We start from the raw sequence: 23,612 nt of genomic DNA on the forward strand, positions 1-23,612 counted from the left end.
TGTCGTGTGACCATGACCCGGACGACCGCATTCGCCAGGCCACCCGGTCGCCCGCGCTTCGGTATCGTTCAGTCCGCCTGCGCGGCGTGGATCGCGGTGAAGGCCAGAAGGGGTGTGGCGGTCCGGGGCGGATCCTCGAGTATGGGTGAGTGTCCGAGACCGGGCAGCAATTCGACTTTCGCGCCCGGAACGGTGCGATAGTCGGCGGCGGATGAGGACCGCCATCTGCGGTCGTCCTCGCCGAAGATCACCAACAGCGGCTTGCCGAGGGCCGTCAGCCGACCCGGGAGCGCCTGCTGTTCCAGGTAGTCGCTGGTGGCCCGCATTGTCGTGGTGAGTGTGTGGTAGGTCATGGCGCGCACCTCGTCCAGGAGCTCTGCTGGGATCTGGTAGCCGGCGCGGCTGAAACCGGTGCTCGCAAACTGGCGGAGCTGCTCGTCGGTCGGCGGCCACTGCGAGGGGGCGATTGCGGCGGACTGCGGTGCGATGAAGGCGTCCAGGCTGGGCCCGGTGTTGATGAGCGCGAGCGCGGTCACCAGCTCGGGTCGCTGTTCGGCGAGGGCCGTGGCGCTGCAGCCACCGCTGGAATGACCGACCACGATGGCGCGCTTGACGCCGAGCCGGTCCAGTACCACGCCGGACCGGCGCGCCTGGGCCGGGATCTCGTAGCCACGGTCGGTCGGTTTGGCTGACCGGCCGTGCCCGAGCAGGTCGATCCGGATGACGCGATGGGATCCGGTCAGCAGCGCAACCAGCGGATCCCATGAACGGGCCGAGGACGCGGACCCGTGGATGAGCAGGAGCGCGGGGGCGTCGCGGGGGCCGTCCTGGCACACGTAGATGTCGCCGTCGTCCAGGGACAGGATCGAACGCTCGGTGGCCTCGGCGCCGCCGTTCACGTACGGTCCGCCGTCAGAAATGGTCATGAGGCCACTGTCGCCGCCGGTACGCACCGGCGGATTGGACAAATGTTCCCCTCCCCCGGCTCGCTAGCATGGGGCGGTGCGGACATTCGTGCACGGTGCGGCTGCGTGGGACGTCGCATGCCCACAGCGGCCCAGCCGGGTGGCCGGTGTCACCATGGCCGGGTTCCGTGTCCGTGACCTGGACGCGCTCCGGATGGTCCCGCATCCGGCCGTGACGCTGCTTCTGGAGTTCGGCGCCGATTCGCCGGTCCTGGACTATGCCGCCGGGCGGCGGCAGCGGGGAAGTCTCGTCGCCGGGCCCGGGCTCGGGTCCGGCGGCGTGGTCTGGGCTCGGGGTGAGAACGTCGAGTGCGTGCAGGTGCGTCTGTCCCCGGTGATCGCACGCGCGGTTCTGGGTGTCTCCCCCGCCGACCTCGACGGCGTCGTGGTGCCCCTCGACGACTTGTGGGGCCGGGAGGCGTCACGGATCCGAGAGCGACTGGGCGATGTCCCCTCCTGGGAGGATCGCTTCGCGCTGACGGACGCGCTGCTTGCCCGTCGACATGAGGCGGGGCCGCCGGTAGACCCCGAGGTGGCCTGGGCCTGGCACCGGATCGTCGCCGGCCGCGGCCTGGTCCGGGTCGACGGATTGGCGGCCGAACTCGGATGGAGCCGTAAGCGCCTGTGGTCCCGGTTCCGCTCGCAGCTCGGCCTGCCGCCCAAGCGCGCCGTGAAGCTGGTCCGCTTCGACCATGCCGCCCACCGCCTGGTCGCGGGTGAAGGCGCGGCCCGAGTCGCGGCCGACGCCGGCTACGCCGACCAGTCCCACCTGCATCGGGACGTCATGGCGTTCACCGGAGTGACACCCGCGACCGTGGCCACCGAACCGTTTCTGACGGTTGACGACATCGCATGGCCCAGCCGCGAAACACCCGCCAACCGGCGGTAATGGCCTGGGCCTCCTGATCCGTTCGCACACTGGGATGACGGCATCCTGTTCGCCCACTCGTACGGGCGAACAGGATCGTGTTCGTCTAGACGGCTCCCGGAAGCCACGCCCTCAACGGCAGCATGCGCGGTCAGCTTGGGAAGCCGCGCGGTACAGCCCCGAATGAGGGCCTAGCCTCGTGTACTCCAGGTTTGGTTTCTGAGCCCGAGCCTCAGCTGTTGGCCAGGGTGCGGTCAAGGAGGGGAAGCAGGCGGTCCCAGTGGCGCTGCAGCCCGGAAGGGTTGAAGGCGTCGGTGTCGGACATGGTGAAGCCATGGACGGTGCCGGGGTAGATCTCGGAGGTGTAGTCGACACCCGCGGCGTCCAGGGCCTGGTTGAGCTCGCCGAGGGCCTCGGGCGTGATGTCGGTTTCGGCGTGGCCGAGGTGGACCTGGGCGGTGAGCTTGGAGAGGCTGTCGGGCCCGACGACGCCCACGGGGCCGTGGAATCCGGCAACGACCGCCACCTGGTCGGGGTGGGCCGCGGCGGTGCGCATCGCCAGAAGGCCGCCGATGCAGTAGCCGGTCACCGCGACCGGTCCGGCGCTGACCTCGGGCTGGGTGGTGAGGAACCTGAGGTAGGCATCGGCGTCGCGCAAGACGCGTTCGGTGGTGTGCGCCTCGATCAAGGGCATCAGCCGGGCCATGACCGCGGGCCGGACATCTTCTCCGATGTGCTCGGGAAGTTTGATCACCGGTGCCGGACCGTGCCGGTAGAAGAAGTTGGGGACGAGCACGTAGTACCCGTGCCCGGCCAGTTCGCGGGCCATCTCCCGCAGCACGGGCCGGATGCCGAAGCCGTCCGCGTACATCAGCACCCCTGGGTGCCGGCCGCCACCGTCGGGGAAGGCGGCGAAAGCATCGGCCTGGCCGTCAGGGGTAGGAATCTGCAGAGTCTTGGTGGGCATGACCTCTCCTGTCGTGGTTGATGTGTCGAGCCTGTGATCAACACGACGGAGGCGGGGCCCGCGCAGCAGCGCAAAATCCTCGATCGAACAGCGGGCCCGCACCGGCCCGTGCGGCGCTCAGGAGAGCACCGGGTCACCAATCCATGTGTGGCGCAATGCCGTCCCGGTAATCATCGCCGCACAGCATAACCCACCGGATAAAGCCGAAGCACCCTGGCGTGATCTCTCTGGACCTGGCCACATTGGACGAGCTCGACCCTCAGGGCTGGGAGCGCTCCCGAGACTGTTCCAAGATGAACGATCAAGCCAGAGGAAGATCAACAGGCCTGAAAGCCACGCAGAGGCCCGGAGGCCTGGGCACGGCGGGATTGCACGCGACGTTTCGAGTTCGCCCGTCGGCGGCCAATACAGCGCTCTGGTTTTCGCGAGTACAGATGGATCATTTTGGTACAAAACATCCAAAACGACATCTACTACGCAAAACACCCTTCGGTCATCCCCGACCTCCGGAGAGGTATTCACCCAATCGCATACATGACGTAATACTGCACGGGTACACTCCGGGCATGGCGAAAGACAGGACTTCAGTCAGTCTCGACGGGTGGGTGCTGGAGCTCGCGCGTAAGCACGCCGAGAGCGTCGGCACATCGGTATCAGACGTGATCGCCCGCGGCATCCTGCGAGAGGTCGCTGCGACCCACAGCCCGCGAGCCCGGGCCGCGCTCTACGGGACTCCGGCCGTACCTGGGCAGGAAGCCGACGAGCGGGTCACCGCCGAGGACACCGCCCAGGCCGCCGATGCGCGCCGCGCGGGTGAGGCCGCGTGAGCGACCACCGCTTCGGAGAACTGTGGGCGGTCCAGCTCGGCGACCGCCAAGAGGTCCGGCTGATCGTCAGCGGGGATTTCTACCACACCTTGTATGGCGACAACGTGCTGACCGCGCACGTGGAGCCCGCTGACATGGCGGCCATGCTGACCGCGTTCGTCGTGGACGTCGGCGACGGCCAAGCCGCGATGCTGGATCGGATCTCCACCATCTCAGTGGTCAGGCTGAAAGGGAAGGTCGGCGACCTCGGCGAGCCGCAGCTGCAGATGGTACGCGGTATGGTCGCCACGATCTTCGGAATCGCCGGCTGATCGACGCCCGGCGGCAGAGGACCGGCTTCGGCTGTTCCTCTGCCGCGTCGGTGATACGGATCGCGTCCGCGCAGTCTCGGTATGCGGACATCGGCAATGGCGGGCCGGCCGCCCCGCCGTGTTCTCGGGCCCGTTCCCGCGCGGCCGACCTGGCGCCGACCGTTTTCGAAGCCTCCATGACGCCCGTATGCGAAAGCCGTCGACCGGACGTCGGCGCCCCTTCCCGCCCGGCACAGCCGTGTCAGTTCCGGTGGACTCCGATCGTGCTACGCGGGCCCGGCGCCCTCACCGCTCCTGCCCGCCGGAGGGAGCGCCGGACGGCCCGCGCCCTTCCCGCCCGGCCCGCGACCGTGACGGGGGCCACGGGGGTGACCGGCATGACGGCGTAATCGGGGGGAAAGGGCTCCACGGGTGTCCAGTCCCGGCTGTCACGGGTGTCGGCGCCGTAGCGCGGCACGACCACGGCCAGGAACGCGGCCGCGCCCAGGAAAACCAGTAAAGTAGTCATTTTCCCAGTCCACTTCCATTGCCCATGCCATCCAGTCTTGACATCTTTGAAAAAAGTGGCCAGATCCACTGGGGGATCGAATGGATCGGATTTCTACCGAACGTGATGTCGTCGCGCTCCTCGGTGATTGGGCCTCCGGGCGGGGCCCTCTTTACCGGAAGCTGGCGGGCGCCCTGGACAGGGCGGTGGAGGACGGTGCGCTGCTACCCGACGACCGGCTGCCCTCCGAGCGCGAGCTGGCTGAGGCGCTCCGCGTGAGCAGGGCCACCGTAGTCGCGGCCTACGGTGAGCTGCGGGGCACCGGCCTGCTGGTGAGCCGTCAGGGCAGCGGCACCAGGGTCGCGCCGGACGTCAGGGTCCGCAGGCCGACGACCGACGGGAGGGTGCCGGGAGGCACCGCGATGACGATCTTCCAGCGGCTCATCGACGGTCCCGGTGAGCTGATCTCGACCGCGGTGGCGGCGGGAGGCGCCGTGCCCGACCTCGCCGTCGTGCTGCGCGAGCTGGTCCGCGACGACCTGGACGAGTTGCTGGCCGGTCCCGGCTACCACCCCTCGGGTCTGCCCGTCCTACGCGAGGCCATCGCCGACTATCTGACGGGGACCGGGCTGCCGACCGCCCAGGACGAGATCCTGGTGACGACCGGCGCGCACCAGGGCTTGGTGCTGGTGACCGAGCTGTACGTCAGCCCGGGGGCGACCGTGGTCGTCGAGTCGCCCAACTGGCCCGGCTGCCTGGACGTGTTCCGGGCGGCGGGCGCCAGGCTGGCGACCGTGCCGCTCGACGAGGAGGGGCCCGAGGTCCGGGCGGTCAGCGACGTGTTGCGCGAGCGGAAACCGGCGCTGCTGTACCTCATGCCGACCTACCACAACCCGACGGGGGTGCTCATGTCGCCCGCGCGGCGCCGTAGGGTCGCCGAGCTGGCCGCCGAGCACGAGGTGGCGGTCCTGGAGGACAACGTCTACATGACCTACCACTCCGAGTCGGGGGCGATCCCCGCGCCGCTGGCGGCCTACGCGCCGCCCGGGACGGAGATGCTGTCGCTGGGCTCGCTCGCCAAGGCCGTCTGGGGCGGCCTGCGCATCGGCTGGGTGCGGGGTCCCGCCGAGATCGTGCAGCGACTGGCCCGCCGCAAGGTCCTGGCCGACATCGGCAGCCCGGTGCTCGACCAGGCGCTGGCAGCCAGGCTGCTGCCCCGGCTCGACCAGATCCTCGCCTCGCGGGCCAAGGAGCTGGGTCTGCAGCTCGACCACGTCGACGGGCTGCTGCGGGAGCGGCTGCCGAGTTGGCGCTGGCGGCGCCCCGACGGCGGCGGCGCCCTGTGGGTCGAGCTGCCGGGGGTCGACGCCATGGCGTTCGCCCAGGTGGCGATACGGCACGGCGTCGACGTGGTGCCGGGCAGCGTGATGGACCCCGGCGGCGGGCACGGCGACCACATCAGGCTGCCCTTCACCTTCGCCCCCGAGGTCCTCGACGAGCTCGTCCACCGGCTCGCCCGCGCCTGGGCGGAGATCGAACGGCACGGCCCCGCGCCCGCCGTACGGGTCGTGGTGTGAGGGCCTGCGTCCCGCATCACCGCACCGCCTGCGAAACACCGCAAATGTCACATAAACGCATGATCGGCGCCATGGAAAGCGGCGGACCCATCCCACCCCGCCGGGCGACGACCGTCCCCGGTGGGCGGCGGGCGCTGTGTCCGCCTTTCCTCTCGTCGCGCGTGCGGGTCAGCCTTCCCTTCTGCGCATGAGCCCGTACAGCGTGACCCGCATGACCGGCTCGTTGGCGTCGTCGAAGAACTCCCCGCGCTGCTGGAGGATCCCGCAGTCGGGTCTGGACAGGGAGGCGGCGGTTCCGATGACCGTCACCCTGCCGGTCAGGACGTCTCCCGGGCGGACGGGGCGCAGCCACCGCAGCTCGTCGACGCCCGGGGAGACCTCGGCGGCGGCGTGCCGCAGAACCTCGTCGGCGTAGAGCCTCATGAACATCGCCGTCACGTGCCAGCCGCTGGCGATGAGGTCGGGGTCGTCGAGATGGCGGGGCTGGGGATCGTACATCCGGGCGAACCGTACGATCTCCTCCTGGGTGACCTTCTGGCTGCCCAGTTCGTAGACGTCGCCGATCCGGAAGTCCTCAAAGGCGCGCAGCATCCGCCGCCTCTCTTCCCGCTCCCGCTCCTCCGGCGCCGTCCGCGAGACGGGGGAAGAGGGCGAGGGCGTTGCCCGCGAGGTCCAGGTCGGCGGCCGCGTCGAGGTGCCGCAGGGTGGCCGGGACGACCGCGTCGTTCATGAACGGGAAGTCCGTCCCGAACAGGATGTTCTCCCCCGCGGTCACCTCCCTCAGGCAGGCCAGGGTCGCCGGTGAGGCGGCCTGGGCCGTCTCGTAGTGGAGCCTGCGCAGCTCACCCGCGACGTCCACGCCTCCCGCACCCGGCAGCACCCAGGTGGCGGCGAGTTCGAGCCGCCATGCCAGGAAGGGCACGGTGCCGCCCGCGTGGGCGAGGATGAAGCGGATGTCGTGGCATCGGCTCAGGGTGCCGCCGAAGAGCAGGTCCGCCACCGCCCGCGTGGTGTCCATCACGAAGTCCACGAGCGGCGGCGGGACCTTGGCGGTGAACCCCGGCCCTCCCGCGCAGTCGCACCGGTAGGCCGGGTTCGGGTGGACGAACACCACGGCCCCGCGCCGGTTGAGCTCGTCGAACACCTCCGCGAACGCCGGGTCTCCCAGGTAGCGGCCGTCCGCCAGGCTGGCGCTCAGGACGACGCCGTCCAGGCCGAGCACGTCGAACGCGTGGTCGATCTCCGCCAGGGCCGCCTCGACGTCGGGCAGCGGCAGCACGGCCAGCCCGCCGAACCTACCGGGGAAGTCGCGCACCAGCTCCGCCGTCCACTCGTTGGTCTGGCGGACCAGCGAGGCCGCGTCCTCGTCGAAAGCCGCGTTCGGCAACAGGATCGACAGGATCGCGGAGCGGATGCCGTTGGCGTCCATGACCCGCAGCGAGTCGGCGACCGTCCACTCGGGGAGGGGGACGCCCGGCGCCATGTGCGTCACCCCTCTCCGGCGCAGCTCGGCGATCAGCGGCGGGTGGTAGCTGTGGTGGTGGACGTCGATCCGGCCGCCGCCCATCTCAGATCCGTTCGATCTTGGGGAGCTCGCTCAACGCCTCGTCGAGCTGGGCCTGGGGGATGGAGTAGTCCTCCAGCTGGCCTGCGAGATAGGCGTCGAAGGCGCTCAGGTCGAAGTGCCCGTGCCCGGACAGGCCGAACAGGATCGTGCGCTCCTCCCCCGCCTCCTTGGCGGCGAGCGCCTCCTGCACTGCTCCGCGCAGCGCGTGCGACGACTCGGGCGCCATGACGAACCCCTCGTGGCGGGCGAACCGTACGGCCTCGGCGAACACCTCGTTCTGGTCGTAGGCGCGCGCTTCGATGTATCCCTCGTCGTGCAGCGCGCACAGGGTCGGGGCGTCGCCGTGGAAGCGCAGCCCTCCCGCGTGGATGGGCGCGGGCATGAAGCCGTGGCCGACGGTGCGCATGGGCAGCAGCGGCCCGAGCCCCGCGGAGTCGGGGTAGTCGTAGGTGTAGGAGCCCCGGGTGAGCGTCGGGCACGCGGTCGGCTCGGCGGCCACGAACCGGGTCCGCGGGCGCTCCCCTGACAGACGGTCGGCCATGAAGGGGAAGACGAGGCCGGAGAAGTTGGAGCCTCCGCCGACGCACCCGATCACGACGTCGGGGTAGTCGCCCGCCAGTTCGAGCTGGCGCCTGGCCTCCAGGCCGATGACGGTCTGGTGCAGCACGACGTGGTTCATGGCGGAGCCGAGCGCGAACTTGGTGTCGTCGTAGGCCAGGGCGTCCTCGACGGCCTCGCTGATGGCGATGGCGAGGCTGCCGGGCGAGTCGGGGTCCTTGGCGAGGACGTCGCGGCCCGCCTGGGTGCGGTCGGTCGGGGAGGCGAACACCTCACCGCCCCAGGTCCGCATGAGCGAGCGGCGGTAGGGCTTCTGCTGGAAGGAGGCCCGCACCATGTAGACGGTGACGGCGACGCCGAAGAGGCTGCCGGCGAAGGACAGGGCGGAGCCCCACTGGCCCGCCCCGGTCTCCGTGGTGACCCGCCGCACGCCCTCCTTGGCGTTGTAGTAGACCTGCGGGATGGCGGTGTTCGGCTTGTGCGAGCCCGCTGGCGAGACGCCCTCGTACTTGTAGTAGATCTTCGCTGGGGTGTCGAGGGCCTTCTCCAGCCTGTCGGCCCGCACAAGCGGGCTGGGCCGCCACATCCGGTAGATGTCCTGCACCTGCTCGGGGATGTCGATCCAGCGCTCCTGGGAGAACTCCTGCTCGATCACCGCTTGCGGCAGCAGCGCCGCTAGGTCCTCGGGGCGCAACGGCTCGTGGGTGACGGGGTGGAGGTACGGCCGAAGCGGGGTGGGCAGGTCGGGGAGAATGTTGTACCACTGCTGCGGCAGTTCGTTCTCCGCCAGGATGAACTTCTTCACGGATTTCCCGGTCCTTCCGTTTCTTTCTGGAGCGGCGGCGTACGGTGCGACGACCTTCTGGGCGGCCGCCCTCGCGACGGCCTTGGGGGCAGCTGTCCCCGGAGCGGCGGCCGTCCTCGGAGCGGCGGCCTTCACGGTGATGTTTTCCGGCGGCGCCCCGTGACACGTCCCGGAACGGCCCCGTGGCACGTCCCGGAACCGTTGTAGAACGGCGGCGCCGGAAGACGGCTTTTCCGAAAAGACGGTGCCGTCGGAAAAGGTGTTCTCAGAAGAGCGGCGCGGCGCTGGGCGCGCGCAGCGTGCCGAGGTGCTTGTGCCAGAGGTGGTCGGGGTTCTCCTCGACCTGGCGGGTGATCTCACGCATCTTGGTCAGCGCGGCGGGCTCGCCGCCGTCGTAGACGTCGCCCTGCAGCATCTTCAGCACGTCGAGCCGGTATCTGGGGTCGGCCACGAAGGCGGTGAACAGGATGTTCAGCCGGTAGTAGATGGAGATGAACTCGTACCAGTTGCTCACAGCGTTGCGCAGCTTGCCCTCATAGTTGGCGAAGGAGGGCTTGGTGAAGTCGCCCTTCTCCGCCGCCGCGATGATGTCGTAGGAGGCGATCCTGGCGCCGTTCATGGCCACGCTGACACCGCTGGAGAAGATCGGGTCGACGAAACGGGCCGCGTCGCCGATCATCAGCCAGCCGTCGCCGCAGATCTCCCGCATGGCGTAGCTGTAGTCGCCCTCCGGCTTGAACTGCCTAACCTGCTTGCTGGCGCGCAGCGCCTCGGCGAGCTCGGGGCGGCTCTCCACGCACTTCCAGAAGAATGTCTCCCAGTCGGCGCCTGCCTCGCTGAAGTGCTTCTTCTGGGTGACCACACCGACGCTGGTGACGGTGTCGGTGATGGGGATCTGCCACACCCAGGTGTCGGTGATGGGCAGGAAGTGGATGAAGATGAAGTCCGCCTGCTCCTTGTTCACCGCCAGCGCCGTACGGTCGAGCCCGTCGAACCAGGCGTGCACCGCGTACTGGTTGAACACCGGGTCGGAGACCTTGAGCTTGAGTTGCCTGCCGAGGAAGGTGTTGCGCCCGCTGGCGTCGACCACCATCCGCGCCCGCACGTCGCTCTCCCTGCGGCCGATGCTGAAGACGACCTTGGGCTCGGGCTCGGAGAAGTCGACCCGCCGCACGCGGACCCCCTCGTAGACCTTGGCCCCGAGCGACTCGGCGTGCTGCAGCAGGATCAGGTCGTACAGGCCCCGGTCCACGTGGTAGGTGTAGTCTTGGTTCACCCCCGCCTGGTCACGCTCACTGAACTCGATCTCGGCGGCCCTGAAGCCGTGCGAGAGCTCGAAGCCCAGCGTGGGGATCTTCGTCTCGGCGGCCGAGGTCCACGCCGCGCCGTACTTCTTGGGGAAGCCTGCCGCCTCGATCTTGGCCAGTGCGCCGATGTCGGACAGCACGGGGGTGGTTGCCGGGATCAGCGACTCCCCCACGTGCTCACGCGGGAAGGTGGAGCCCTCGAACACCACGCAGGACAGGCCCGCCTTTGACAGGTAGGAGGCGATGGAGGATCCCGCGGGACCGCCTCCGATGATCGCGATGTCGAAGTCAACGTCGGACATGATTGACCTTCCCCTCGTAAACACACTCACGGGTACACCGGGGCACGCTCACGCGGTTCACTCGCCGCTGAGCCTGACGACGAGCCTGCTGATGTTCAGCAGGTTCTTGAAGTTCTCGCCCACCATCTCCTCGACGGGGATCTCGATTCCGTACTGCTCTCTGACGAAGCCCACGAGCCTGGTGGTTGTGAGCGAATTGAGAATTCCCCATTCGAGCAGCGGGGTGTCCGGTTCGATCTCGACGTTCGAGGCGTCGAGAATTCTCTCCGTCAGGTATTTCCGGAGTACGTCGGCGACCTCCGACTCGTGCATTTGCCGCTCCCGTCTTATGGGTGACCCACCGGGCGGTCACGCCGCCGTGGCCGCCGCCGTGGGGTGTGGCCACCGGCATGAGACTACGAAGCTCCCGTCTGACTGTCCTCATGACAAATACTGAACTTCCCCCTTCGCCGATCCGCCCGCGGGCCCTTCGGCTCATCCTTTGGTAGGGGGTGGAAGTGATGAGGGGCGAAGGGCGCTCCAGGCCTTTTAAGGAGCGGTGGTAAGAACGGCCGAGTGCGGCTCTCGCAAGAAGGATGAGGACAGCGGAAAGCGGCCGATCCTAAGCTTCCGATCGTGGATTTCGCCTGGGAAACCGACCAGCGGGACAGATATGAGCTGGTCCGGGAAAAGACGCGTACATGGCCGGCCGTCGAAGAAGGGTTCCTCACCCGTGAGGACTGGCGGCGGTGCGCCGGGCTCGGCCTCACGGGCCTTTCCGTGCCGGTCGAACACGGCGGCGGGGGCCTCGGGTTCCTGAGCACCGCGCGGATCGTCGAGGCGTTCGGCGCGGGCTGCCCGGACATGGGGCTGGTCTTCGCCACCATGGCGCACCTGTTCGCCTGCGCGATGCCCGTCGCCGAGCACGGCGGCGCGGAGCTGAGGGCCAGAACGCTTCCCGGGCTGTGCTCCGGTGAGCTGATCGGCGCCAACGCCATCACCGAGGAGGGCGCGGGCTCCGACGTCACCGCGATCACGACGCGGGCGGTGCGCGCCGGCGACGACTACGTCATCACCGGCGCCAAGTCCTTCGTGAGCAACGGCCCGATCGCCGACGTCTTCACCGTCTACGCCTCGACTGACCCGGCCTTCGGGCATCTCGGGGTGAGCGCGTTCGCCGTCGAGCGGGACACGCCGGGCCTGACCGTCGGCGAGCCGTTCGCCAAGGTCGGGCTGGAGAGCGTCCCCGCCTCGGCGGTGTGGCTGGACGGGTGCCGGGTCCCGGCGGGCAACCGCCTGGGCAAGGAGGGGCAAGGAGCGGCGATCTTCCAGTCGTCGATGCGCTGGGAGCGCACCTGCCTGTTCGCCGGTTACCTGGGCAGGACGGAGCGGCTGCTGGAGCGCTGCGTGGAGCACGCGCTGGAGCGCAGGCAGTTCGGCCGCCGCATCTCCGACAACCAGGCGGTCTCCCACCGCATCGCGCGGCTGCGGCTGCGGCTGGAGGCGGCGCGGCTGCTGCTGTGGCAGGCCTGCTGGCGGCTCGACCAAGGTGAGCGCGCCGTGCTCGACATCGCGATGGCCAAGCTCGCGGTCAGCGAGGGGGCGGTGCAGGCCGGTCTCGACGCGGTCCAGATCCTCGGGGGCACGGGCATCCGCACGGACGGCGGCGTCGAGCGCGAGCTGCGCGACGCGCTGCCCGCGACCGTCTTCTCCGGGACGTCGGAGATGCAGCTGGAGCAGATCGTCAAGGAGCTGGGACTGTGAGGCTGCACGAGCTCGTGCGCCGGAGCGCGCGCCGTGCCCCGCTGGCGCCCGCCGTCGTGGCGGCGGACGGCACGCTGAGCTACGGCGAGCTCGACGCGGAGGCCGACCGGCTGGCCCGCGCGCTGGCCGGGCTGGGCGTACGGCGGGGCGACCGCGTCGCGCTCTGGCTCGACAAGTCGGCGCGGGCGGTCGTCGCCATGCAGGCGGTGCTGCGGCTGGGCGCGGCCTACGTCCCCGTCGACCCGCTCAGCCCGATCGACAGGGCGGTCCACCTCGTCGGGGACTGCGCGCCGCGCGCCGTGGTCGCCACCGGGGAGCGGCTGGGGACGCTGCGGCGGCACCGCGTTGACGTCCCCGGCCTGGACGCCTCAGCGGTGACCGTCCCGGGAAGCGCCGCCCCGGCAACGGACGTCTCCGAGGCGCCCGTTCCCGGTCCGAGCGCCCCGGGAACGGGCGCCGCCCGGCCCGACGGGGTGACCGGGGAACCGCCACCCGAGCCCGAGGGGACGCCCGACGACCTCGCCTACATCCTCTACACCTCGGGCTCGACCGGCGTGCCCAAGGGGGTGTGCCTGTCACACCGCAACGCCCTCGCCTTCGTCGAGTGGGCGGCGGCCGAGCTGGAGGCGACCCCGGCCGACCGGTTCGCCAACCATGCCCCCTTCCACTTCGACCTGTCGGTCCTGGATCTGTACGTGGCCTTCCACGCCGGGGCTTCGGTGCACCTGATCCCCCAGGAGACGGCCTACGCTCCGCGCCTGCTGGTGGACTTCCTGACCGGCCACAGGATCACGGTGTGGTACTCGGTACCCTCCGCGCTGATCCTGATGGCCCGCGACGGGGGGCTGCTCGACACGCGCCCCGCGGACCTGCGGGCGCTGCTGTTCGCGGGCGAGCCGTACCCGGTGACGCACCTGCGCAGGCTCAGGGAGCACCTTCCCGGGGTGCGCTTCCTCAACCTCTACGGCCCGACGGAGACCAACGTGTGCACCTTCCACGAGGTCGTCTCGCTGGACGCGGACAGGACCGTGCCCGTTCCGATCGGTCGGGCCTGCTCCGGCGACCGGGTGTGGGCGGCCAGGCCGGATGGGAGCGTGGCCGGGCCCGGCGAGGAGGGCGAGCTGGTCGTCGAGGGGCCCACGGTGATGCTGGGGTACTGGGGTCACCCGCCGCAGGGCGGCAAGCCATACGCCACCGGGGACCGCGTCGTCCTGCAGGACGACGGCGACTACCTGTTCCTCGGCAGGCGTGACGGCCAGGTCAAGGTGCGCGGCCACCGGGTCGAGATCGGCGAGATCGAGTCGGCGCTGCAGGCCCACCCCGCCATCGGCGACGCCGCGGTGGTACTGACCGGCAGCGGGGTGGACGCCAGGCTCGTCGCCTACGCGGTGCCCGCGGGCGAGGAGCGCCCGAACCTGCTGGAGATCAAGCGCCACTGCGCGGCGACGCTGCCCCGTCACATGATCGTCGACACCGTCCGGTACGTGGAGGCGCTGCCCCGCACCCCCAACGGCAAGGTCCACCGCCGCCTGCTCACCACGGAGGCCCGATGACCCCGACGCCCGCAGGGGCCGTGGACCTCGGCTCCGGCTCCCCGGCCACCGCCCCGCCCGCCAGACGCGGGGCCGGTGCCTTCCTGTACGTCCTCACCGCGGTGGTGCCCGCGCTGATCGCCTTCGGGCTGCTGGTGAGGATGGGCACCTCCTCGACGGCCCGCCCCGGCGGGACGCTCACCTCCGGCCCCGCCGACCACGCCGTCCAGCTGTTCGTCTCGATCACCGTCGTCATCCTGGCCGCCAGGATGTTCGGGCGGCTGGCGGGGCGCCTCGGGCAGCCGCGGGTCATCGGGGAGATCTTCGCGGGCATCTGCCTGGGGCCCTCGGTGCTCGGCGCGATCGCCCCGCAGGCGGGCGCCTGGCTCTTCCCGGCCGACCTGCGGCCCGTCCTGCAGGGCCTGGCCGACCTCGGGTTGGTCGCCCTGATGTTCGTGGTGGGCCAGGAGACCCGGCAGACCTCGCTCAAGGGCCAGGGCGGGATCGCCATGAAGGTCGCCCACGCGGGGATCGCGGGCCCCTTCCTCGGCGGCACGCTCCTGGCGTTCCTGCTCTACCCCGACTGGGCAGGGCCCCAGGCCAACCCTGTGGTCTTCTCGATGTTCCTCGGCTCCGCGCTGTCGATCACCGCCTTCCCCGTGCTCGCCCGCATCCTGGCGGAGCGGGGCATGATGCACAGCATGCTGGGGAGGCTGAGCATGCTGTGTGCCGCGATCGCGGACGTGGTCGCGTGGTGCCTGATCGCCGCCATGACCGCGGTGGCGGGCCGGGACACCCCCGCCCGCGCCGCGCTCACCGTGGCGCTCGTGGTCGTGTACGGCGTCGCGATGGTGTGGCTGGCACGCCCACTGCTGGCCCGCGTCTTCGCCGCCCTCGAAGGGCGTCCCGACGAGATACGCCTCCTGGTGCTGCTCGCGGGCCTGCTGCTGTCGGCGGCGGTGACCTCGGCGATCGGGATCCACGCGATCTTCGGCGCCTTCCTGTACGGCCTGTGCTGCCCCGCGGAACCCCTCACCCGGCTGACCGAGCGGATCAGCACCGTCTCGGGCGTCCTGCTGCTGCCGTTCTTCTTCCTGGGCACCGGGCTGCGCACCGACCTGTGGCGCGGCGGGTTCGACACCGCGCTGCTCGGCGTCACCGTGCTGATCACCCTGGTGGCGATGCTCGGCAAACTGGCCGGGCCGACGCTGATGGCCCGTTCCTCCGGGCTGAGCTGGCCCGACTCGACGACGCTCGGGGTGTTGCTCAACACCCGCGGCCTCACCGAGCTCGTGGTGCTCAACCTCGGGCTCTCCCTCGGGCTGCTCGGCGAGCGCCTCTTCGTCGCCCTGGTCGCGATGGCGCTGGTGACCACGGCGATGGCGGCCCCGCTACTCGGACTGCTCGACCGCCGCGTGTCCCGCGGGGAGCGGAGCGGGCGCCGGCCTTAGGCCGAGCAGCAGGCCCCCGACGACCAGGGCCGCCCCGAGGAACTCGGGCCAGCCGGGGTGGCCGGTCCCCAGCACGACCGCGGCGACGATGGTGCCGAGCGGCAGGAAGCCGGAGAACAGGCCGGCGCGCTCGGCGCCGAGGCGGGGCAGCGCGTCGTACCAGCAGAAGAACGCGAACGCGGTCACCACAACGGCGAGGTAGCCCAGCGCGGCGGCCTCGGAGAGCGTGGGGGTCCGCAGCAGCCCCGGCCCGTCGACGACGAACCCGGCGATCAGCAGCAGCGGCACCGCCGCGGTGGCCGAGTAGGCGGCGACCCGCACCGCGCCGAGTTTGGGCAGCAGCGGGATCGCCAGCAGGGAGAACCCGACCTCGCCACCGAGGGCGCCGAGGGCGAGCAGCACGCCGACGAGCGTCGTGCCGCCCAGCCCGATCGTGACGGCCGCGCCGACCGCGACCACGACCGCGGCGGCCACGACATGCGGGGTCGGCCTCCTGCCCTCCGACAACGGCGTGACGACCGCGAAGATGACGGGGACCGTGGCCACGATCGTGCCGACCGTCGCCGGGTCGGCGTAACGGGTCGACTCGACGATGAACACGTTGAACGCCGCCAGCCCGACCAGGGCGAGCAGCACCACGAGCAGGACCTCGCGGCGGGTCAGCCTGACCGGCGGCAGCCGTCTGGCCCCGGCGACGGCGAACAGCAGGACCGCGCCGACGGCGTAGCGCACCGCCTGCCCGCCGTACACGGGGTAGGCGTGGAGTGCGGGAGAGACTCCCGTCAACGTGCCGACGCAGAACATCGCGGTCGCGGCGCCGATCATGCCGCGCCGCCGGTCGGCCGTGTCTCGTGTGGACGTCACGGAGCGCCATCGTAGTAAGATCGGCGATCTTGCAAAAGTACCAATGGGTGTCCAAGTGGACTGACTGTCGGCTCGCCTCGGGTCAGCCCGCTTCCCGCGGGCGGAGCGGGAGGTGACCTACGAGTTGGCCACCCTGTTGCGCTCCCCGCCCGGGTAGGCCCTGCGGGACAGGTGGGCGAGGTTCTCGCCCACCTTCGTCAGACCCGTCTCGTAGGCGTAGATGACGGCGCCCGCCCGGTTGCGCAGGTGTTTCTTGTGCAGCACGTTCTGGACGTGTGACTTGACGGTGCTCTCGCTGAGCGAGAGGTCCCTGGAGATCTCGGCGTTGGTGTAGCCGCGGGCCAGCAGGCGCAGCACCTCGAGCTCCCTGCTGGTCATGTCCGTCACCGGCGGCGTCCTGGGACCGGCCGTCGCGGCCCGCACCGCCCGCTGGTACGTCTCGGGGGCAAGGAAGGAGTATCCGGCCGACAGCATCCGGATCGCGGCGCGCAGCTCCTCCGCCGACGCGTTCGTGAACAGCAGGCCGCCGACCTCGGACTCGGTCACGTCGAAGGACCGGGCGTCCCAGACGTCGACGAGCGCGAGGAAGCGGGGAAGCCCCGAGGAGACCTCCGCGGCGATCTTCCTGGTGGCCTCGACGGAGTCGGCGCAGTCGGTGAGCGGGCCCATCACGACGACCTCGGGGGCCAGGTCGCGGATGCTGCGGATGGTGTCGGTCGAGTCGGTCGTCTCGCCGGCCACCGCCATGTCACCGGCCTCGTGGACAATCTCCCTCAGACCGATCCTGAGGAGTGTGCGGCTCTCGGCCAGCAGGACCGTTTTCTTCTGTGCGGCATTCTTCATCGTCACCGTATCTGGCCGGGGAAATCGCGGTGGCAGCGCTTCTCGTCCGGCACGCGGGCGGGCGGCACCCGCCTGCGGGCCGTCAGCGAATCGCGGGAGTCGCGGACCGTGAGGTACGGCCGCCGCCCCCTGGGGCGGGCACCGCCCTCCTCCTCGCCCCCACCGGCCGGAGCCGGTGAACACGCTCCCCACGGCCTCCGGGGCGCAGGAAACGACGGGACCATGTCAGGGACCACGTCAGGAGTGAGCCCGCCGCTGGCGAGCTGATCAGGGGTCATGGGGCGAATCGAATCGCGCTTGACAGAAGATGCAGCGGACAGACCCCCACTATCCGAATATTCATACCTTGGGTATACAACAGCAGGATCGTAATGTATCTAACGATTTTTGTGACTTAACCCTTTCTATTTGCAACCGGAAGAATATTCGGCCAGGTGGGAGCCTTACGGGAAAAGTCGCCCGGCGGGTCGCGCGCTACCGAATTCGTCGGCCCGCGCGGGGCGGGGTCCGGGGCGCGGCGGACATGGCGGAGGGGATCAGCGGGTTTGTCCAGCTAGGAGCTGTTTGGGGTTCGGATCTATGTGAGGCCCGGTGGTGGGCTGGTCGTGGCTGGTAGAACTCGGACGTGGCGCGCTTTGATGTGACGGATGCCGAGTGGGCGTTGATCGAGCCGTATCTGCCGGTGGCGGCTACCGGGCCGCTTCCTCGGCGAGTGCGTGATCAGTTCAACGGGATCTTGTGGCGGTTTCGCACCGGGTCAGGCTGGCGTGACGTGCCGGAACGGTATGGGCCGTGGTCCACGCTCTACTCCCGGTTCAACGGCTGGGCCAAGGCCGGGGTGTTCCAGGGGTTGATGGAAGCGCTGATCGCCGAGGCCGCTTTGCGCGGGCAGGTCGGGTTGGAGGTGGTCAGCGTGGACTCCACGATCGTGCGGGCGCATCAGGAGTCGGCCGGGCTGGCGATCGCCGGGGAGACCCTGGATGCGCTGGAACAGGCACTGACCGAAGAAAAGGGGGCTCCGCCGGCGGAGCAGCCACCAGTGCTGCGAGTGATGCGCCGCAGGTCACACCCGGCGCGGACAACGCGGACACGTCGACCGCGCCGGATCGTGCCGCCACGCGGCGACGCCGAAAGGCCCGGGCGAAGGCTGCCGGGCTCGGCCGATCCCGGGGCGGGCTGAGCAGCAAGGTCCATGCTGCGGCCGATGCCGCCGGGCTGCCGCTGGCCTTCGTGCTCACTCCCGGCCAAGCCGGCGGGGCCTCCGGGGAGGTTGGGTGCAGAAAACAGCGGCGGAGCCCGAGCCCTGCCGATCTTCACCTGTTATCGCAGATGGTGAGGTGCTTGTCTGCGCTAACGTCGGTACCGCCCTGGGATGTACATTCCGCCGCGGCGAGGACGCCTTTCTCTGCTTATCTGCGGTAGTGCCTGTGCCGCAGCACCCGTAGGCGCAGCCTCTCCTCGTCGATGGGCTCGGGTCTGCCGGCGACTTCACCAACTCATGGAGTGGGATTGACATGCCTGATGGATGGCAGTGGGACAGCACCTTATTTAAAGGAAGTGCAGCCTATTACGAGCGCGGTCGGCTGCCGTATGCTCCGGGCTTCGCCGAAACACTTGCCACAGCCCTCGGCCTGGATGGACGGGGTCGTCTTCTCGATGTCGGCTGCGGGCCGGGCACCGTGACGCTCGCCATGGCCCGGTTCTTCACCGAGGCGGTCGGCCTTGACCCGGATGAGGACATGCTGGCCGAGGCCGGACGACAGGCCAGGCGTCGGGGGGTGACCAGCGCGCGTTGGATGACTGCCCGCGCCGAGGACCTGCCGGCCAATCTGGGTGAGTTCCGGGTCGTGGTGTTCGCCCAGTCCTTCCACTGGACGGATCGCGATCGTGTCGCTGCGACCGTGCTGGAGATGCTGGAGCCCGGAGGCGCGTTCGTCCACATCAGCGACCTCAAGAATCCGCCCGCCGAACCGGCGCCATTGCCGCTGCCCGCTCCCCCGTACGCGCAGATCAGCAACCTGGCGCGTAAGTACCTGGGCCCGGTACGCCGCGCGGGGCAGGGAACGCTCGTCAACGGCACGCCGGACCGGGAGGACCTCGTCCTGGCGCGGGCCGGGTTCGAAGACTTCGAACGGCATATCGTGATGGCCGGGGAAGTGGTCAACCGCACCGCGGACGACATCGTGGCGTGGGTGTTCTCTCGATCCGACTCCGCCCCCCACCTGTTCGGCGACAGGCTGGAGGACTTCGAGCGGGACCTGCGCACGGTGCTACGGCAGGTGTCACCCGATAACCGCTTCGCGGAGCGTCTTCCGGCAACCGAGATGATGACCTGGCGCAAGCCGCATGGTGAGCGGTGACGGCAACGGAGCGACGGCCCGCTTCCCGTCCGTGATCGATTGTTCCACCGCCGCCGTCGAAATCGGGTCCGATCCTGCCCGGAGACGGTCGGCCGGCACCGCCTCGGTCGGCTCCTGACCGCCTCCTGTCCCCCGTCGCCCGCTCGGCTGCCCGGTACACCGTCGAGCGAGCCACGCCGAACAGCTCGGCCAGCTCGGCGCTGGTGTGCCCGCCCGCCTTGTGCGGCGCTACCAGGTGCGCCTCCTGCCGAAGGTTCGGCTTCTTGCCTCAGCGGAAGGAGCGGCGGTAGGCGGCCGGGGTGGTGCGCAGGGCGGTGTGGAAGCGGCGTCGGAGGTTGACCGCCGAGGAAAGCCCGACGCGGGTGGCGATGGTCTCGACGGGCAGGTCGGTCTCCTCCAGCAGGGCCCGGGTGGCGGCCAGGCGGCGTTCCAGTAGCCAGCGGGCGGGTGGGACGCCGAGTTGGTCGGCGAACTGGCGGGTGAGGGTGCGGGAGGAGACGCCCGAGTAGGCGGCCATGTCCTCGACGGTGATCTGGTCGGGCAGGCGCGAGAGGAGCCATTCGAGCAGGGGAGCCAAGGAGTCTGGCATGGGGCCGGTGGTGGGGAGGGAAGGGTACTGGCGCTGGCAGCCCTCACGGTGCGGACCGGCGGCGAGCTGGCGGCCGATGCGCATGGCGTGGGCCGCGCCGTACTCATGGAGGACCTGGTGAAGGCAGAGGTCGAGGGTGGCGGCCGAGGCTCCGGCGGTGGCGACGTCGCCGTGATCGACGTAGATGACGGTGTCGTCGGGGACGACGCGGGGGTGGCGGGCGGCGAGTTCGCCGGAGAGTTCCCAATGGACGGAGGCGCGGCGGCCGTCCAGGAGGCCCAGGGCGGCGGGGATGAAGATTCCGGCGCAGACGGCGACGATGCGGGCGCCTCGGGCATGGGCTTGGGACACCACGTGGAGTACGGCGGGCGAGGGGGTGAGGGTCCAGCCCGCGATGACCACGGTGTCGGCGTCGTCGAGGGCTTCGAGGCCGCTGTCCACCTGGACGGGGACGCCGAGGGTGGTGGGGAGGGAGCCGGGGTGTTCGGCGCACAGGCTGAAGCTGTAGTGCTGGGGGATGTCGGGGCCGTGGTAGCCGAAGACGGCTGAGGCCGAGGTGACCGGGTAGAGCTCCTGGTTCGGGGCGACCAAGGCGACCACGCGATGCGGACTAGGGGACGCCGGGGGCGTTTCCCGGCAATTCAGGAGCATGGCGCAAATGTACCCAATGATGTCATCTGGGACGCCGGTGCTCTGATCTGGATGAATCCAGAATTAGGGCTCATGTGGACGAGGAGCTTCACCCTTTATTTCGGGGCCCGCACGATCTCACTGCTCGGTGACGCGATGATGCCCGTCGCCTCGGCACTGGCGATCGGGAAAGTCTATGGGATCGCGGGCGTCGGCTACGTGCTCGCGCTCTGGACCGCGTCGGCTGTGCTGGTCATGCTGTTCGGCGGGGTGGTCGCCGACCGGATCGGCGCCCGGCGCTTGATGATCGGCGCGGACGTGGTCAGGATCATCACCCAGGGGGTCGTGGCTGTCGCCTTCCTGGACGGTGCTCCGTCGTACGCCCTGTTGCTGGTGATGGCGTTCTTGTCGGGCGCAGCCGCCGGGATGTTCGAACCGGGCGTCAACGGCATGGTCTCCCTGGTCGCCAAAGATCCACAGCGGGCCAACGCGACGCTGAAGATCGCCGAGGCGGTCACCAATCTGGCGGGTCCCGCACTGGCCGGAGTCCTCATCGTCGCCGCCGGGCCCGTCTTCGTCTACACGGTGGACGCCGCGACGTTCCTGGTCAGCGGGGTGTGCCTGCTGCTGGTCCGGGTCACCGCCCCCAGGCCGGAGCCCTCCAACGTGCGCAGCGACCTGCGCAGGGGCTGGGAGGAGTTCAAGGCCAGGAGCTGGATGTGGTCGGTCATCCTGGTCTGGGTGTTCTGGGGCGTTCTGGTGGTCGGGCCGTACGTGCCGCTGTCGTCGCAGGTCATCGGCGCCGACTACGGCTGGGTGATGGCGGCGCTCGGCCTCGGCACTGTGCTGGGTGGGCTGGTGGCGATCAGGCTCAGGCCGCGCAGGCCGCTGGCGGCCGGGGCGGTGGCGCTGAGCGGGTACGTGGCGGTGCCGCTGACGGTCGCGCTCGGCCTGCCGCTGCCGCCGCTGATGGCCGGGCACCTGCTCGGGGGGTGCGCGCTGGCGTTCTGGTCGGTGATGTGGTCGACCAGCGTGCAGACGCAGGTCACGCCGGACGTGGTGAACCGGGTCAACGCCTACCAGGTGGCCGGGTCGGTCGCGGGCATGGCAGTCGGGCAGGCACTGGCCGGTCCGGTCACCGCGCTGGTCGAACCGCGCGCCTTCATGCTGGGGTCGGCCCTGGTGACGGTCGGCGTGGTGACGGCGCTGCTGTCGATCAAGCCGGTCAGGCGGCTGAGCCGGGAACCTCAGAAGGCCGGAGGCCGGTCGATCCCGGTCTCGGCCGGCCTGTTGACGTAGTCGGTCCTCGACCCCGGGTCACCTGGGGCTGCTCGACGGTGAGCGGGCGACTCCGGGTGGTGCGGCGAGCAGCCGGAGGCGCTGCAGCCACGCTTCAACGGCGTCGTCGGCATCGTTGACCTCCTCGCCGCGGACGGCGAGGCCTTCGGCGATGGTCGCGCCGGGGCATGAGGCGGCGTAGTCACGTGCGGTGGTTCCCAGCCCGCTCATGGCGTAGGTGGTGAACGGGACGACGGTCTTGCCGCGCAAGTCGAGACCCTCGGCGAACGTCGACATGATCATGGGAGCTCGGACGTTCCAGATGGGGCTGCCCAGCAGCACCGTGTCATAGCGGTCGATCGAGGGCAGCGGGCCGGCGATGGCCGGCCGGGCGTCGCCGTCTTGTTCACGCACGTTGCGCGCGACGGTCTCCGCGTAGTCGTCGGAGTAGGGATCGGCGGGTTCGATGCGGTAGACGTCGCAGTCGATGAGTCCGCTGATCTTCTGGGCGAGCACTTCGGTGTTCCCGACCTTCAGGTTTCGGCGCCCTCCGTAGTAGTAGTTCTCGCCCGCCCGGGAGAAATAGGCCAGCAGGGCGGACCTCACGGCCGGACCGGAGCGGGCAGGTCGCTCCGCCTGCGCAGGACCGGGCCGGCGGGGTGACGCGGAGGCGCACCCGCTCATCGGGACACTGGCCATCACGGCCCCTCCTGCCAGGAACACGCTACGAAGGAACGAGCGCCGCTCCAGCGCAGCGATCTGATCGTCGCCGGAATTCGTCATCACATACTCCCGGTGGGTGAGTGTGCGGGGGCTGGGCATCTCGCAGGCGGGCCGCCGCTCCGCACGACGGAGAGAACGCACTTACGCGGTACGCCGTCGGCGGAGCCCGATTCGGCCATGTCAGTCGTTCACACGCATCTGCCCGAGTCGGCTGACCATGGCCGGGTCACGGTGATCGAAGAACAGGGAACCGCCGGTGTCCATGCCGGCGATGCGGGCCATCTGGTCGTCGGTGAGCTCGAAATCGAAGACGTCGATGTTCTGCGCCATGCGGTCGGGGCGGACCGACTTGGGGATCACGACGACACCTCGCTGGATGAGCCACCGCAGCACGACCTGCGGCACCGACGTGCCGTGTGCGCCGGCGACCTCGCTCAGGATCGGGTGGGCGAACAGGTTGTTGCGACCTTCGGCGAACGGGCCCCATGACTCGATCTGGACGCCGCACTCGCGCATGATCTCCTGGTCGGCGGTCCGCTGGAAGAACGGGTGAGTCTCGATCTGGTTCACCGCGGGTGCGACCTCATTGTGGTCGATGAGGTCGACGAGCCGGTCGGGGTGGAAGTTGGAGACCCCGATCGCCCTGATAAGGCCCTGGTGGTGCAGCTCCTGCATGGCGCGCCACTCGCTGTAGACGTCACCGAAGGGCTGGTGGATCAGGTACAGGTCGAGGTGGTCCAGGCCCAGCTTGTGCAGCGAAGCGTCGAAAGCGCGCTTGGTGTTGTCCTCCCCCGGATCCTGGACCCACAGCTTGGTGGTCACGAACAGCTCCTGGCGCGAAATGCCGCTGCTCTTGATCGCGCGGCCGACGGCCTCCTCGTTGCGGTACGCGGCGGCGGTGTCCAGTAGCCGGTAACCGGCGGCGAGAGCGTCGGTGACGGCCTGCTCGGTCTGCTCCGGCGGAATCTGGTAGACGCCGAAGCCGAGGATCGGCATCTCGACGCCGTTGTTCAAGGTGACGGTCTGCATGGGATTTCCTCTCGAAGGTGGCTGTTCAT

At 69.9% G+C, this 23,612-nt stretch carries 24 protein-coding genes and 1 pseudogene; 11 read left to right on the plus strand and 14 right to left on the minus strand.

From position 1 onward, the window contains the following. Nucleotides 1-68: 68 nt before the first annotated feature. Nucleotides 69-926 (minus strand): alpha/beta fold hydrolase, encoded by an 858-nt coding sequence (locus tag OHA77_RS41220; protein ID WP_406315020.1) that lies wholly within the window; start codon nucleotides 924-926, stop codon nucleotides 69-71. Nucleotides 927-1,002: 76 nt separating this feature from the next. On the opposite strand from OHA77_RS41220, the gene OHA77_RS41225 reads away from it, so the two are divergent. Beyond that, on the plus strand, nucleotides 1,003-1,854 hold the full coding sequence (locus tag OHA77_RS41225; protein ID WP_406315022.1) for a helix-turn-helix domain-containing protein: 852 nt from the start codon (nucleotides 1,003-1,005) through the stop codon (nucleotides 1,852-1,854). 211 nt (nucleotides 1,855-2,065) lie between these two features. Here the strand turns inward: OHA77_RS41225 and OHA77_RS41230 are convergent, their stop codons facing one another. Further along, entirely contained in the window at nucleotides 2,066-2,800 is a 735-nt protein-coding gene (locus tag OHA77_RS41230) for a dienelactone hydrolase family protein (protein ID WP_406315023.1), read from the minus strand. Between the two features lie 566 nt (nucleotides 2,801-3,366). Here OHA77_RS41230 and OHA77_RS41235 point away from each other — a divergent pair. Both OHA77_RS41235 and OHA77_RS41240 read left to right on the plus strand, forming a co-directional pair. Beyond that, complete coding sequence (locus tag OHA77_RS41235) at nucleotides 3,367-3,627, plus strand: hypothetical protein (protein ID WP_326823005.1); 261 nt, start codon at nucleotides 3,367-3,369, stop codon at nucleotides 3,625-3,627. Further along, complete coding sequence (locus OHA77_RS41240; RefSeq protein ID WP_326823006.1) at nucleotides 3,624-3,938, plus strand: hypothetical protein; 315 nt, start codon at nucleotides 3,624-3,626, stop codon at nucleotides 3,936-3,938. Before OHA77_RS41235 ends, OHA77_RS41240 begins: the two co-directional genes overlap by 4 nt. A gap of 241 nt (nucleotides 3,939-4,179) precedes the next feature. Here the strand turns inward: OHA77_RS41240 and OHA77_RS41245 are convergent, their stop codons facing one another. Next, a complete protein-coding gene (locus OHA77_RS41245; RefSeq protein ID WP_406315025.1) occupies nucleotides 4,180-4,446 on the minus strand; it encodes a hypothetical protein in 267 nt (88 codons plus the stop codon). A gap of 80 nt (nucleotides 4,447-4,526) precedes the next feature. Between OHA77_RS41245 and OHA77_RS41250 the strand changes: the two genes are divergently transcribed. Beyond that, nucleotides 4,527-6,002, plus strand: a complete 1,476-nt coding sequence (locus OHA77_RS41250; protein ID WP_406315027.1) for a PLP-dependent aminotransferase family protein — start codon at nucleotides 4,527-4,529, stop codon at nucleotides 6,000-6,002. 168 nt (nucleotides 6,003-6,170) lie between these two features. On the opposite strand, the gene OHA77_RS41255 is transcribed toward OHA77_RS41250, so the two are convergent. From OHA77_RS41255 to OHA77_RS41275, 5 genes are all read right to left on the minus strand, one after another. Further along, nucleotides 6,171-6,593 carry a MaoC/PaaZ C-terminal domain-containing protein gene (locus tag OHA77_RS41255; protein ID WP_326823009.1) on the minus strand — a complete coding sequence of 141 codons (423 nt, stop codon included), beginning with the start codon at nucleotides 6,591-6,593 and terminating at the stop codon, nucleotides 6,171-6,173. Next, entirely contained in the window at nucleotides 6,577-7,569 is a 993-nt protein-coding gene (locus OHA77_RS41260; RefSeq protein ID WP_406315029.1) for an amidohydrolase family protein, read from the minus strand. Before OHA77_RS41260 ends, OHA77_RS41255 begins: the two co-directional genes overlap by 17 nt. Before the next feature lies 1 nt (nucleotide 7,570). Then, complete coding sequence (locus OHA77_RS41265; protein WP_406315031.1) at nucleotides 7,571-8,932, minus strand: TrpB-like pyridoxal phosphate-dependent enzyme; 1,362 nt, start codon at nucleotides 8,930-8,932, stop codon at nucleotides 7,571-7,573. A gap of 265 nt (nucleotides 8,933-9,197) precedes the next feature. After that, nucleotides 9,198-10,541, minus strand: coding sequence for an NAD(P)/FAD-dependent oxidoreductase (locus tag OHA77_RS41270; RefSeq protein ID WP_406315033.1), 1,344 nt, complete (start codon nucleotides 10,539-10,541; stop codon nucleotides 9,198-9,200). Nucleotides 10,542-10,598: 57 nt separating this feature from the next. Then, nucleotides 10,599-10,853, minus strand: coding sequence for an acyl carrier protein (locus OHA77_RS41275; protein ID WP_326823013.1), 255 nt, complete (start codon nucleotides 10,851-10,853; stop codon nucleotides 10,599-10,601). Between the two features lie 303 nt (nucleotides 10,854-11,156). Here OHA77_RS41275 and OHA77_RS41280 point away from each other — a divergent pair, with 303 nt between their 5' ends. Genes OHA77_RS41280 through OHA77_RS41290 form a run of 3 tightly spaced genes read left to right on the plus strand, consistent with a single transcriptional unit; the run spans nucleotide 11,157 to nucleotide 15,267 of the window. Further along, the gene (locus tag OHA77_RS41280) at nucleotides 11,157-12,284 is read left to right on the plus strand and encodes an acyl-CoA dehydrogenase family protein (RefSeq protein WP_406315035.1); all 1,128 of its coding nucleotides are present in this window, start codon (nucleotides 11,157-11,159) and stop codon (nucleotides 12,282-12,284) included. Continuing rightward, complete coding sequence (locus OHA77_RS41285; RefSeq protein WP_406315038.1) at nucleotides 12,281-13,837, plus strand: amino acid adenylation domain-containing protein; 1,557 nt, start codon at nucleotides 12,281-12,283, stop codon at nucleotides 13,835-13,837. Before OHA77_RS41280 ends, OHA77_RS41285 begins: the two co-directional genes overlap by 4 nt. Beyond that, entirely contained in the window at nucleotides 13,834-15,267 is a 1,434-nt protein-coding gene (locus OHA77_RS41290; RefSeq protein WP_406315040.1) for a cation:proton antiporter, read from the plus strand. Before OHA77_RS41285 ends, OHA77_RS41290 begins: the two co-directional genes overlap by 4 nt. Here the strand turns inward: OHA77_RS41290 and OHA77_RS41295 are convergent. The 3 genes from OHA77_RS41295 to OHA77_RS41305 form a co-directional block, all read right to left on the minus strand. After that, on the minus strand, nucleotides 15,208-16,131 hold the full coding sequence (locus OHA77_RS41295; protein ID WP_406315042.1) for a DMT family transporter: 924 nt from the start codon (nucleotides 16,129-16,131) through the stop codon (nucleotides 15,208-15,210). The genes OHA77_RS41290 and OHA77_RS41295 overlap by 60 nt on opposite strands. Nucleotides 16,132-16,248: 117 nt before the next feature. Beyond that, nucleotides 16,249-16,974: a response regulator transcription factor gene (locus OHA77_RS41300; protein ID WP_406315044.1), complete on the minus strand. Its 726-nt coding sequence runs from the start codon at nucleotides 16,972-16,974 to the stop codon at nucleotides 16,249-16,251. Between the two features lie 2 nt (nucleotides 16,975-16,976). Then, nucleotides 16,977-17,252: a hypothetical protein gene (locus OHA77_RS41305; RefSeq protein WP_406315046.1), complete on the minus strand. Its 276-nt coding sequence runs from the start codon at nucleotides 17,250-17,252 to the stop codon at nucleotides 16,977-16,979. 404 nt (nucleotides 17,253-17,656) lie between these two features. Here OHA77_RS41305 and OHA77_RS41310 point away from each other — a divergent pair, with 404 nt between their 5' ends. The 3 genes and pseudogenes from OHA77_RS41310 to OHA77_RS41320 all read left to right on the plus strand — a co-directional run bounded on the left by OHA77_RS41310 (nucleotide 17,657) and on the right by OHA77_RS41320 (nucleotide 19,334). Beyond that, nucleotides 17,657-18,154 (plus strand): transposase, encoded by a 498-nt coding sequence (locus tag OHA77_RS41310; RefSeq protein WP_406319964.1) that lies wholly within the window; start codon nucleotides 17,657-17,659, stop codon nucleotides 18,152-18,154. After that, nucleotides 18,124-18,225, plus strand: a pseudogene (locus OHA77_RS41315) (IS5/IS1182 family transposase); the annotation flags it as partial. The gene OHA77_RS41310 and the pseudogene OHA77_RS41315, both read left to right, overlap by 31 nt. A gap of 263 nt (nucleotides 18,226-18,488) precedes the next feature. Further along, complete coding sequence (locus OHA77_RS41320) at nucleotides 18,489-19,334, plus strand: class I SAM-dependent methyltransferase (protein WP_406315047.1); 846 nt, start codon at nucleotides 18,489-18,491, stop codon at nucleotides 19,332-19,334. Nucleotides 19,335-19,602: 268 nt separating this feature from the next. Here the strand turns inward: OHA77_RS41320 and OHA77_RS41325 are convergent, their stop codons facing one another. After that, the gene (locus tag OHA77_RS41325) at nucleotides 19,603-20,523 is read right to left on the minus strand and encodes a GlxA family transcriptional regulator (protein WP_406315049.1); all 921 of its coding nucleotides are present in this window, start codon (nucleotides 20,521-20,523) and stop codon (nucleotides 19,603-19,605) included. A 123-nt stretch (nucleotides 20,524-20,646) separates the two neighbouring features. Between OHA77_RS41325 and OHA77_RS41330 the strand changes: the two genes are divergently transcribed. After that, nucleotides 20,647-21,852: an MFS transporter gene (locus tag OHA77_RS41330; protein ID WP_406315050.1), complete on the plus strand. Its 1,206-nt coding sequence runs from the start codon at nucleotides 20,647-20,649 to the stop codon at nucleotides 21,850-21,852. 18 nt (nucleotides 21,853-21,870) lie between these two features. Here OHA77_RS41330 and OHA77_RS41335 read toward each other — a convergent pair whose 3' ends face one another. Together OHA77_RS41335 and OHA77_RS41340 are read right to left on the minus strand one after the other, a co-directional pair. Then, nucleotides 21,871-22,614: a flavodoxin gene (locus OHA77_RS41335; protein ID WP_406315051.1), complete on the minus strand. Its 744-nt coding sequence runs from the start codon at nucleotides 22,612-22,614 to the stop codon at nucleotides 21,871-21,873. A 120-nt stretch (nucleotides 22,615-22,734) separates the two neighbouring features. After that, entirely contained in the window at nucleotides 22,735-23,583 is an 849-nt protein-coding gene (locus tag OHA77_RS41340; RefSeq protein ID WP_406315053.1) for an aldo/keto reductase, read from the minus strand. Nucleotides 23,584-23,612 lie beyond the last annotated feature (29 nt).

This window comes from Streptosporangium sp. NBC_01639 (assembly GCF_045209755.1).
Classification (GTDB): domain Bacteria; phylum Actinomycetota; class Actinomycetes; order Streptosporangiales; family Streptosporangiaceae; genus Streptosporangium.